Genomic DNA, 12,077 nt, shown 5'->3' on the forward strand with positions numbered 1-12,077 from the left:
AATGCTTACGGAGCATTGCGGTCAACTCTTTTGCTATTTATCAAGATTTTTTAATAGCGGACTTGTTCTTTAGGATTTAACTTACGAAATTCACTGGGGGATAGCTGTAAAATCTTTTTAAAATTTCGAGTTAGGGTCTTGCTGGAATTAAAACCGACTTGATAGGCGATATCAATAATGCTTAGGTCAGTTTTAATAAGTAAGTCACAGGCTTTATTGACTCGTAATTGATTCAAGAAATTTGAGAAATTATCTTCAACAAAATAATTAAGCATAGAATTAATATCTTTAGGATTACTATCAAATATCTTCGACAGTTGGTCAATGGTAATATCTTCGGCATAGTTTTCATACAGGTAATTGATTAATTTAAGATCTCGCGGGCTTAGGCGGCTAGGTATTTGTTTGTCTCCTTTTTTATAGGTAGCTTTGAAATGGCTACTATTTATGCCGTGGTGTTGGCTAAATAGTTTGGATAGCCGGGACTTATCACTAAAGTTTAAAGTATCAGCAATTTGGGTCAAGCTGAGATCGGTATGGAGTAATAAGTACTGGGCTTTAGATAAACGCATTTCATCGAGCAGGCTATAGAAGCCTAGACCAGTTAATTTTTTGATATATTTTGAAATCGTCGATTTTGATAGAAAGAAAATTTCTGAAAGTTTATTTAAAGAGATATCCTCAGAAGAGTGTAGATACATATAGCGGAAAATTTCTTCGCTACAAATACTTTGGGTCTTATTGTTAGAAATTTGTCGTAGGTAAGAAATGATAATTTCTGCTAATTGAATGACAATCCACATTGAAGATAGGGGCTTTGTGTGCCGATTGATTGAGGCAGTGCGTAAGCCGATCTCATCTCTTAAGGAATGGATTGCCCTTTGAAAGACCTGACTATCATCTTTATCGACTTGGATTGAATGTTGTTGATAAAGTAAGTCAACGATATCTTGACCATCATTTGCGTCACTTAACTGTTCCTTTAAGATAAATTCAATGAGTTCAAATCGATAAATTAATAGATAATAAGTGACTTTTTCATCGACCTCAATAATTTCTGAAATTTGCCAAGGTAGGAGTGAAATAATCTTGCCTCTTTTCATCGTATGAACTTCGTTTTGAATTTTTATTTTTCCTTTGCCGGATAAGATAAATAAAAAACGAGCTTCTTTGTGGATTAATGCCTTTGTCGGAGAACTGTCGCTTTCAATATCTAATGATGCAATAAAGTTATCATCAATATTATTGGGAGAAGGTTCTTGGATATTAATAGGACCTTGCATGACATTCACAACCTTTTTAACTTCTTCACTCTTATGTTTATTTTACCATATAATTGCTTGAATAAAATTCAAAAGAGATGGTGACTAAGGCTAGGTATTTTATTTGAAAGCATTATAAGAAACGACAAACAACAATTCTTACCTAAGATGTCCTAGATATAAAAATAGACCTGCTATAATAGTGCTGTAAGCGATTACAACATAGTTGTAATTAAAAAAGTTCGAACTTTTGTAATAGCAATAATGACATTAATTTTTAGGAGGAAATATCTCATGGCAAAAAACTTTCGTGGTAAAAGTTATCTAAAATTAATTGATTTCACCAGTCGTGATATTCGTCACTTATTAGATCTTTCAAAGAACTTTAAAGACATGAAGCGAGCTGGCGTTCCTCATAAATACCTAACAGGTAAAAATATTGTTCTCTTGTTTGAAAAAACATCTACACGGACTCGTTGTGCTTTTGAAGTTGCTGGTTATGACCTTGGTATGGGCGTGACTTTCTTAGATGCTAATAGTTCCCAAATGGGACATAAGGAATCCATCGCTGATACAGCTCGTGTGCTTGGCCGTATGTATGATGGGATTGAATACCGTGGCTTTAGCCAAGACGTTGTTGAAGAATTAGCTGAATATGCAGGTGTTCCGGTATGGAACGGATTAACTGATGAATGGCATCCAACCCAAATGTTAGCTGATATGTTAACTGTTGAAGAACATTACGGCCACTTAAAAGGGCTAAAATTTGTATATATGGGCGATGCTCGTAACAATATGGCAAATTCCTTAATGGTTGTCTGTGCTAAATTGGGAGTGAACTTCGTTGCTTGCTCTCCTAAAGAACTCGCTCCAGATCCTAAGTTAGTGGAAATGTGTGAAGAAATTGCTAAAGAAAACTTCTCAACTGTTACTGTGACTGACAACGTTGAAGAAGGAACTAAAGATGCTGATGTTCTCTACACTGACGTATGGGTTTCAATGGGTGAGCCAGACGAAGTTTGGGAAGAGAGAATTTCTTTACTAAAAGATTATCAAGTAAATAAAAAAGCCATGGAAAATGCAAAACCAACTGCTATTTTCTTACACTGCTTACCAGCCTTCCACGATGAAAAGACAACAGTCGGCCAAGAAATTGCTAAGAAATTTGGCTTAACTGAAATGGAAGTTAGCGACGAAGTCTTTGAATCTGAACAATCCTATGTCTTTGAACAAGCTGAAAATAGAATGCATACAATTAAAGCTATTGTTTATGCAACATTATCATAACTTAATAAGGTAATTGTTACGGATAACACTTAGTTGAATGGAAATAGTATCTTATATATTTCAAAGGATCAGATTGTCTACGGCTAAGATAATATTAGTCGGCTTCTTGCTCACTTAAATAATCATTTGAAAGAGGCTAGTGATGTTTCCCACAACTCATCGCTAGCCTAGTTGAAAAGATTAAGAATAGGAAATGAAGTCAAGGTAAGGTTTGAAACTAGTGTTATCTATTCAATTAATAGGCCGGAGGGGAAAGCTTTTAGCGACAGACATTTAACTAAAAAGCTTTTCTACTATCCGGCTTATTTTATTAATTGCTATCTCTAGCTATTATTGATTAACAATTCCTTAACATAAAAACCAATATTTAGAGGTGGTTAAAATGAATTTTATTGAAATGATTACTCAATTTACCAATTGGGTTTGGAACTGGCCTATATTAATTGTACTTATTACCGGGGGATTAATACTTGGTTACCAAACTCGCTTTATTCAAATTCGACACTTTGGTTATGCAATGAAGCAAACATTTGGCAAAATGTTTGACTCGGATGTAGGCGGTGAAGGTTCAGTAAGTCCCTTCCAAGCAGCATCGGCAGCCTTAGCATCTTCAATCGGAGCGGCTAACATTGTGGTTGCGCCGGCGATTATATTTACTGCTGGACCTGGTGCAATTGTTTGGATGTGGGTAGCAGGTATTATTGGTCAAGCCACTAAGTTTTCAGAAATTGTTCTAGGGATTAAATACCGGGAAGTTAATGAAGAAGGAGATTATGTCGGTGGTGCAGCCTATACCTTTAAAAATGGTATTAAAGGAAACCTTGGTAAAATCATGGGCTTCCTGGTTGCATTCTTCTTCATGTTAGAAATCTTACCTTCAATCACAGTTCAAACGATTTCTGCTACAGCACCGCTAGAACAATTAGGACTTTCTCGTCCTATATCTGCTGCTGCGATAACTGTCCTAGTCGTTCTTGTTGTTTATGGTGGTATTCAACGGATCGGACAAATTACTGAGAAATTAGTTCCTGTTATGGCTGGTTTATACGTGATTTGTGGTCTGGTTGTTATTTTTATGAATATTCAGAATTTACCTGATGCTGTTTCTGCTATCTTTTCAAGTGCTTTTAATCCACAAGCTGCGATTACTGGTGGTGCTTGGGGAGCATTTTTAGAAATGTTTAAAGCGGGTGCTGCACGTGGTTCATATTCTAATGAAGCTGGGATGGGTTCAGCTGCTTATGCGCATGCTACCGCCGTTACTGACCATCCAGTACGTCAGGGACTATGGGGGATCTTTGAAGTCGTTTCTACTACCTTAATGGTATGTACCATTTCTGTTTTAGTAGTTATGCTTTCTGGAAATTATAAAAATCCAGCCCTAAAAGATATTGCTGTTGAAAGAGCCTTTAACAATGCTTTTGGTAGTATAGGTACAGTTATCATAGCTATTTCCTTATTTATGTTTGTTATTTCAACAGTTATTGTTATTGTCTTCTATGCGGAAAGATTAGGTGAATACCTATTCGGACTGCACTTTGGTAAATTAATGCGTTTCTTAGCTTGCTTCATGGTTCTTCTTGGAGGATTTGTGACTTTTGAAGGCGCTGGAGTATTCTTAGACTTCACTTTAGGATTAGTAGTCTTTGTTAATATGATAGGGATGATTATGCTTAGTGGTGAAGTCAGAGAATTGACAGATGACTTCTTCACAAACCCTAAATATTTCCCTGGTGCCAAAAAAGATAAGTAATGTGTATCTATAAATTTAGTTAAGAAACTCTACTTTCTCTTAGTTTGGATAAAGTTAAAAAAGAATAAGAAATATTGCCTTTTGTATATAGATAGCCTTAATAGAAACGAACTAGGAGAAAGCTAAATGAAATCGCTTAATAAAAATATATTTTTATAGTAAATTATAAATAAACGAGTGATTTAGCTTAGTAAGAAATGTAGAAAGGAGGGAGGAAATGAACACAGAAAAATATTCTCAGGAAGCCATGCAGGTGCTTAAAGAAGCGCAAAACTTAGCCATAAATAAAAAGCATAGCGAAGTCACTGAACTTCATTTGCTCAAAGCGATTTTAGACCAAGATGAAAACTCGGTGATTAAATTATTGACCGACCAGGGAATCATTCTGGGGCCACTCAAAGAACAAGTGGATACCGCAGTGGATAAATTACGGAGCCCTAAAGGGGTGAAAAATCTCTACATCAGCCGGAATTACCAGCGTTTGCTTCTGATTAGCGAGCAAGTGTCACGTGCCCAGTTTGAAAGCCGGGTGTCCTTAGACCATCTTTTCTTAGCACTAATGAAAGACGAAGATTTTGCTAGTGCTAAATTATTAGCCCTCTTTGAGATTACTGCCGATTTCTATGAACAGGCTATGGCTAAAAGAGAGACTGATAAGTTTCAAGAAGGTATTTCTAAGGCAGACTTGAAACAATTACTCAAGTACGGACGTAATCTTACCCAAGAAGCTATTGAAGGTCGCCTTGATCCAATTATTGGCCGTGATCAGGAAACGCGTAGCGTGATTCGAATTCTATCTCGGCGGATAAAAAACAACCCCGTTTTGATTGGAGAGGCTGGCGTAGGGAAGACTGCTATTGTTGAGGGATTAGCTCAACGCATTGTTCAAGGCCGAGTGCCGGATAAGTTAAAGAATCGAATTATTTTTGCCTTAAATATTACCTCCCTAATTTCAGGAGCTAAATATCGCGGTGACTTTGAGGAACGCTTGGAAGAAGTCCTTGCTATCATCAAAGATTCTAAGGGGCGCATTATTCTCTTTATTGATGAGCTTCATAATATTGTCGGCGCTGGAAATAGTTCAGGATCCATGGATACCTCAAACATCCTTAAACCTATGCTAGCGCGGGGAGAGATTTTGACTATTGGCGCGACAACGACCGATGAGTATAAACTCTACATCGAAAAAGACCTGGCTCTAGACCGTCGTTTTCAAAAGGTGCTCATTGAAGAGCCTTCAGAAGCTGCCACCTTGTCCATTCTGCGAGGAATCCAGTCTAAGTATGAATCTTTCCACCAAGTCAATATTAAAGACCCTGCCTTAGTGGAAGCTGTCCGTTTGTCTAAACGTTACCTACCCAATCGCAAGTTACCAGATGTCGCTGTCGATATCTTGGATGAAGCTTCAGCTATGGTGAGAATGTATACGGATGAATTGCCTGAAAAGATTCAAGACCTCGAGGCTGAACTCAATAAAATGGAAACTGAAGCGGCCCGCTTAAAAAATGAAAGTGATCAGGTCAGTCAATACCGATTTAAAGAGTTAATGGAACAGGTAGCTGAGCAAGAAAAGCTACTTGACCAAGAATTAGCTAATTACCATAAAGAAAAAGACCGCATCCAAGAAATCACGCGTTTGAAGGGTGAATTAGAAACTCTGAACCAACAAAAAATGGAAGCTCAATATGAGCGGGACTTAGATAAAATGAGTGCTTATTTAGCTGAAGAGAAAAGCACCAAGGCCGACTTAGAAGAACTTGAACAAAGTACTCCCTACTATAATGTATCGGCAGATGTGGGTATCAATGAAATTCGCGAAGTTGTTGCCCAATTAGCTCACATGCCTAAGGCAGAAATGGAATCAGACCCTGCTGCTCAAATTGCTAAAATTGAAAGTGACCTGCGTGAAAATTTTGTTGGTGCAGATGATTTAATCGACAAAATCATCAGTCTGGTTACCCAGAGTCGGTCGGGCTTATTTAATCAAGCCAAGCCCCTGCTTTCTTTGATACTAGCAGGTGAGTCGGGGACCGGCAAAACCTATCTGGCAAGGCTTATTGCTCGAACCCTATTTGGAGGCGAAGAACATCTTATCGCTTTAGACATGAGTGAATTTAGAGATGCCTCTTCCAATACCAAATTGATTGGATCCCCACCAGGCTATATTGGTTATGAATCGAATAACCACTTAACCGAACAAATTCGAACCCGCCCCTATTCAGTTGTTTTGTTAGAAAATATTGACTATGCTCACCCAGATATCTTTGCTTTGATCAAGCAAATAGTTGCTAGTGGTCAAATTCGCGATAATAAAAGTCGGGATGTTGATTTCTCTAACACAGTGATTATTGCCACCCTGACTTTAGATGGGGAAGTGGATTATCAAAAACAAGTAAGCAAGCGGGTGAATGGACAATCGCTAAGTGATTTTGATGCCGTTTACTACTTACAGCTATTTGATAAAAGAGAGATGGAAGCTCTTATTCAATTAGAGTTGGATCGCTTAGCCGAACTCCTAAAAGATAATCAGATTAAACTCAGCTATCAAGGGGAATTAGTAAGAAGCTTGGCGAATTATTTGGTGACTGACCTCGATCGTCATAGTGCCAATGATCTCTCCCAATTGTTGGAGAGTGAAATCACTACGCCAATTGCCCAACTACGTCTTAATGATCAACCACCAGCATTTACCAACGTAGAACTTAGTCAAGCAAAGGGTGGTGATCGGCTAGTTCACATTGACTACCAGCAGGAGAATGGCAAGCAAGATAATTAAAAAAAGACATCGTTAAAATTAACAAGGAGGAAGAGATAATGGCTTATAAGATACCAGAATTTAAATTTCCTGATTTCCAAGAAGCAAAATATCAAGAAATGCCAAGTGTGACTTACGAGGAAGCTGAAAGTGATGGCGTTTTACCTGATAGCTTTTATTTAACCACCCATTTACCTACCTTTTATAAGTTAGGGGAAGAATGGATTTTACCTAAATATAACTCATTAAACTGCGTGGCAGTGGTTGAAGATGATGATATTGTTATTCGGGAGATGCGTGATGTCAAAGCCGGTGACAAAATTATTTCTGGATCGACCACTGATGGCTCCCAAGGCATCTTAGTTTATAAAGAAGGTTTTCCAGAAGATATTTATTCCCAACGTAGTGTTTCAGTAGAAACCTCATTCTCACAAGACTACGATAAGCTCTTTGACATTATGGAACATGAGAAGAATAATGGCGGCCATATTTCCTGGGTATTAGGGCCAGCAGTTGTTTTCGACCACGACACTCGGAATGCTTTAGTCCACCTAGCTGAAAATGGTTATATCCATAGTCTCTTAGGTGGGAACGCCATGACCACCCATGACCTGGAAGGTGGCTTCTTAAATACTGCTCTGGGTCAAAATATTTATACCCAAGAGAATGCACCAATGGGTCACTACAATCACTTAGACCTCTTAAATGAAGTCCGGACAGCAGGATCTATTAAAAACTTTAATGATGCCGGTAACGTTAAGGACGGTATTATTAAAGCCCTAACCGAGATGGATATTCCAATTGTTCTGTCTGGTTCCATTCGTGATGACGGTCCGCTACCAGAAGTGATGGGCTCAACCAGCCAGGCTCTGACTGAAACTAAGAAAATTTTAAATGAAGCAACTCTGATTATTTGTATTGCGACCATGTTGCACTCGAATTCAGTAGCCTCCTTGGCTTCAAGCTACAAAGTAGGCGATGATGGCAAAGTTCGTCCTGTTTACTTCTATACCATTGATATCACAGAAAACGTGGTGAACAAGGTTGGGGCTGCCAGAGAATACATGGCATACCACCCAATGGTGACTAACGTTCAAGACTTCTGTGTAGCTTGTGAAAAAGCTTTAGTAACACCTGCTCAAGGAGAAATGGCTAAGGCTGTTGAAGACGAGGAGTACGAAACTGTTGAAGTAGAAAACAATGAAGACGCAGCGAAGGGAGAGTTGGGAAATGACATTTAAGATTGCTGAATTTCATCATCCAGATTTTGACCAAGAATTTTTGAAAAACGCACCCAATGCTAAGTTAGTTGAAGTAGTGGAAGATGGTCTTAGCCCTAGAAACTACCATGCCTTATCCATTTATCCTGAATATTTTAAAATCAATGACAAATGGGTATTGGCTGAACAATCCCGGATGGATACTGTCGCCGTGGCCCATGATGAACCTGGTAAGGAATATATCGATGTCATCGAGTTTAGAAACCTGAAGAAGGGTGATAAGGTCGTTGTTGGACGGACAGAAGATGCTTCTGAAGGGATCTATGTTTGGACTGAAGGGTTCCAAGAAGCAGCTGTTGATGCGGATACTTTTGCCTTCCGTGAAGGGCGTTCTCGTGAGACTGCCTTCTCTATGGATTATGACAATCTCTATGAACTCTTAGAGCATGAGCGGGAAGCTGAACATGGTTATGTGACCTTAATTTTAGGGACTGCTACAGTTTTAGACCGTGATTCCCGCGATGCTTTAGCCAAGATTATTAATGAAGGTTATGTCAATGCCATTTTCTGTGGGACAGAAACAGCTGCCTTTGACTTAGAGCAAGGCTTGTATGATACCACTTGGGGGCAAGAAACCTTTACCCAAGAACAAAATACCTATCACAATATGTATGCCACCATCAACCGCGCTCGCCGCTATGGGTCAACTAAGAAATTAGTTGAATCTGGTGAAGTTAAAGATGGCTTCATGAAGGCAGCTATTGAACAAGATGTCCCAGTTGTTTTAGCTGGAACCATCCGTGACCGCTTCGGTTTACCTGAAAGTATCGATAATGTCTATGATGCCCAAAATGAAATGCGTTCCCACATGCGTAAAACTTCAACCATGATTGCTATGTCAGCGATTCTCTTCACCATTGCAACTGGGAATATGACGCCTTCTTACAACCGTTTTGGTGATACAGTCAGACCGGTATTCTTATATACCGTTGACGTCCAAGAATTTGCGGTAGATAAATTGGCTGACCGTGGCTCCCTAACTGCAGTTTCTATCGTAACTAATGTTCAAGACTTCTTACGGAATATTGGTAGCGCCCTTTAAGTCGTAAAGGTAGCTACTGAGTTGGAAGATTAGCGCTTTGTAACTTAAGCATTAACACACCTAAAATTTTTGAAAAAGGACTGAAACGGAAGAGTCTTAATAAGAATGGAGGAAAAATATGAGTAAGATAGTATTAGCTTTGGGTGGTAACGCCCTAGGAAGTACTCCAAATGAACAAAAAGAAGCAGTAAAAACAACTGCCCAATCCATTGTGGATTTAATTGAAGCGGGCAATGAAATTATCGTTTCCCATGGAAATGGACCGCAAGTTGGTATGATTAACCTTGCTATGGACGTTTCTGCAAAAAGTGATGCTGGCACACCTGAAATGCCATTCCCTGAATGTGGAGCTATGAGTCAAGGTTATATTGGCTTCCATTTGCAAAATGCCATTGAAAATGAGTTGAATAAACGTGGTGTTGACAAAGCCGTTGCATCAGTGATTACTCAAGTTGTGGTAGATAAGGATGACCCAGCCTTTGATAATCCAACTAAACCGATTGGCGCTTTCTATAGTGAAGAGGAAGCTAAAGCCCTAAGTGACAAAGGATTTGCAGTGAAAGAAGATGCAGGTCGGGGTTACCGTCGGGTGGTGGCTTCACCTAAGCCTATCGATATTGTTGAAAAGGCCTTTATCCAAGATGCTTTTGACCAAGGTAATATTATTGTTGCTGCCGGTGGTGGTGGTATACCGGTAGTTGAAGCAGAGGACGGTTATGACGGGGTTCCAGCTGTTATTGATAAGGATTTTTCAAGCGCTAAATTAGCTGAACTCGTTGAAGCTGATTTGTTGATTATTTTAACCGCAGTAGAAAAAGTGGCAATCAACTTTGGTAAAGAAAATGAAGAATGGCTGGATGAATTGACTGTCGACCAAGCCAAAGAATATACTGAAGCCGGTGAGTTTGCTGAAGGCTCAATGAAGCCAAAAATTGAAGCTGCTCTAGGCTTTGTGGAATCAAAACCAGGTAATCAAGCTATTATTACCTCCTTAGAAAAAGCTGAAGAAGGTATTAAAGGCCAAAATGGTACCTTAATTAAATAGGTTCTTTGTCAAATCGTGTTGATGAGAATTTTTATCATTAATGTCATATCAGAGATGGTATGGCATTTTTTAATATTTGCCGACAAAAGAAAAATGGGGACGATTAAAAGACCTCTTATTTCTTATTTTTTCGCCATAGGCGAAGACAAAGAGTGAGGAAGCAATATTATAAATAATGAGTTAATATCACAAAGACTATGCCGCCTCTGAAAAAGTGAGAGGCCGGGGTTGAAAATCATTACATACCAATCGAGAGGCCATTATTATACGTATTCTTAAATGATCAAAACGACGATACCCATACCCTGTGCGCTTGATCAGTTTCGTTTTATTGTTCATTCCTTCTATTGGACCGTTAGATAAAGTATACGTTAAAGCTGCACAAATACCTTCATGATATCTTTCTAAAGTTTGAAAAATGGTTCGTACTCTACGTGGAAAAGTATATTTCTTGACTTCAATGAGTAAATCTTTAAAGGCCTGGATATCATGGGTATAAATACTATATTTTAGGCGATTAACGTAGGTATAGGTACGTGATAATTCGGGAGATAAATTGGTGAGGTAATCAACAATCATCTGTTCTGAAACGAGACCGTCAAAAAGTCGATGAGTATATAAGTTTTTAAAGTCAAGTTCCCATTCATTTTTTAAAGGTAACTTCCATAACTGCTTTAATTTGCGATAATCACGTGGTGATTGATAGCGGATCTGATTCATTAGTTGAATACGTACGGAATTAATGGCCAAATTGAGATGTTGAATGACGTGAAAACGGTCAAATAGAATCTTTGCATGAGGAAAACAAGCGCGGATGACTTCAATATATGGGCTATACATATCAATTGTCACTAGTTTGACGGCTTGACGACTTTGGTAAGAAAAACGCATAAAGTAGTGGATTAATTCGCTCTTTTGTCGATTTTCAACAATATCAATTAACCGATGGTTCACTGGATCAATAAAAATAAAGCTCATCGCACCACTGACATTTTTCACTGATTTAAATTCATCAAAAGAAAGGTATTGAGGCAAATAATTAAACTTAGGGAGTAATGCTTTTCCTCTTTCTTCTAGAAGTCGAATCACCGTTGATACGGAAACGTTGTGTTGTTTACCAATAAGAGTCATCGCTATCGTCTCACTGAGAGCAAAGGTAATTGCGTTTTTTAACGCGTTAGAAATATAACAATTAGCAGTGACTATGGGAGTTTCAGCATTAAACGTCCTTTGGCAGTGTTTACAAAAGAAACGTTGCTTTTTAAGACGCAAAGTAACGGGTTGCCCATCATTAATTGTCGTTAGTAAGATATCGCTTGAATAAGAACCATTTTTAACGATATCAGCCTGTGACTCGTTGATATGGCCGCAATGGGAACAGTGAGAAGGTTGGTTAATTAAGTTTCCAAAAATAACCTTATGAACGATATTGCCTTTCTTTTCCTCCACTACTTTATCTTCAATTTCAATATTCTCATCTTTTATATTAAAGAGATTTTGTACACAATGAGACTGAGTCATGGAATCCGCCTTTCTGTGTGTTTGTTTGTATTTTCAGTATAGGCCTTCCATGGCTTTTTTTGTATAAAAAAATGGTGCCAATGAAGAGCCGTTGGCTCCCATCAACACCAAATATTATAGAACCATTAAATA

Annotated in this window: 8 protein-coding genes; 6 read left to right on the forward strand and 2 right to left on the reverse strand. The window is 38.4% G+C overall.

Features of this window, described 5'->3' with window-relative positions; genetic code table 11:
• Nucleotides 1-50: 50 nt before the first annotated feature.
• The gene (locus tag CJ190_RS01335; protein ID WP_064292375.1) at nt 51-1,283 is read right to left on the reverse strand and encodes a helix-turn-helix domain-containing protein; all 1,233 of its coding nucleotides are present in this window, start codon (nt 1,281-1,283) and stop codon (nt 51-53) included.
• A gap of 273 nt (nt 1,284-1,556) precedes the next feature.
• Here CJ190_RS01335 and argF point away from each other — a divergent pair, with 273 nt between their 5' ends.
• The 6 genes from argF (at nt 1,557) to arcC (ending at nt 10,424) form a co-directional block, all read left to right on the forward strand.
• Nucleotides 1,557-2,549, forward strand: a complete 993-nt coding sequence (argF, locus tag CJ190_RS01340; protein WP_013669249.1) for an ornithine carbamoyltransferase — start codon at nt 1,557-1,559, stop codon at nt 2,547-2,549.
• A 382-nt stretch (nt 2,550-2,931) separates the two neighbouring features.
• On the forward strand, nt 2,932-4,302 hold the full coding sequence (locus CJ190_RS01345) for an alanine/glycine:cation symporter family protein (protein ID WP_070598117.1): 1,371 nt from the start codon (nt 2,932-2,934) through the stop codon (nt 4,300-4,302).
• A gap of 217 nt (nt 4,303-4,519) precedes the next feature.
• Nucleotides 4,520-7,078 carry an ATP-dependent Clp protease ATP-binding subunit gene (locus CJ190_RS01350; protein ID WP_070598116.1) on the forward strand — a complete coding sequence of 853 codons (2,559 nt, stop codon included), beginning with the start codon at nt 4,520-4,522 and terminating at the stop codon, nt 7,076-7,078.
• A gap of 38 nt (nt 7,079-7,116) precedes the next feature.
• Nucleotides 7,117-8,298 (forward strand): ornithine cyclodeaminase family domain, encoded by a 1,182-nt coding sequence (locus CJ190_RS01355; RefSeq protein WP_064292377.1) that lies wholly within the window; start codon nt 7,117-7,119, stop codon nt 8,296-8,298.
• Nucleotides 8,288-9,379 carry a putative NPN-dependent ornithine cyclodeaminase gene (locus CJ190_RS01360; RefSeq protein WP_064292378.1) on the forward strand — a complete coding sequence of 364 codons (1,092 nt, stop codon included), beginning with the start codon at nt 8,288-8,290 and terminating at the stop codon, nt 9,377-9,379. The genes CJ190_RS01355 and CJ190_RS01360 overlap by 11 nt, the downstream gene beginning before the upstream one ends.
• A gap of 118 nt (nt 9,380-9,497) precedes the next feature.
• Nucleotides 9,498-10,424, forward strand: a complete 927-nt coding sequence (gene arcC / locus CJ190_RS01365; RefSeq protein WP_064292379.1) for a carbamate kinase — start codon at nt 9,498-9,500, stop codon at nt 10,422-10,424.
• A 195-nt stretch (nt 10,425-10,619) separates the two neighbouring features.
• Here the strand turns inward: arcC and CJ190_RS01370 are convergent, their stop codons facing one another.
• Nucleotides 10,620-11,945: an ISL3 family transposase gene (locus CJ190_RS01370; protein WP_101602524.1), complete on the reverse strand. Its 1,326-nt coding sequence runs from the start codon at nt 11,943-11,945 to the stop codon at nt 10,620-10,622.
• Between the last annotated feature and the right edge of the window lie 132 nt (nt 11,946-12,077).

The organism is Aerococcus loyolae, assembly GCF_002871915.2.
In the GTDB taxonomy this organism is placed as follows: domain Bacteria; phylum Bacillota; class Bacilli; order Lactobacillales; family Aerococcaceae; genus Aerococcus; species Aerococcus loyolae.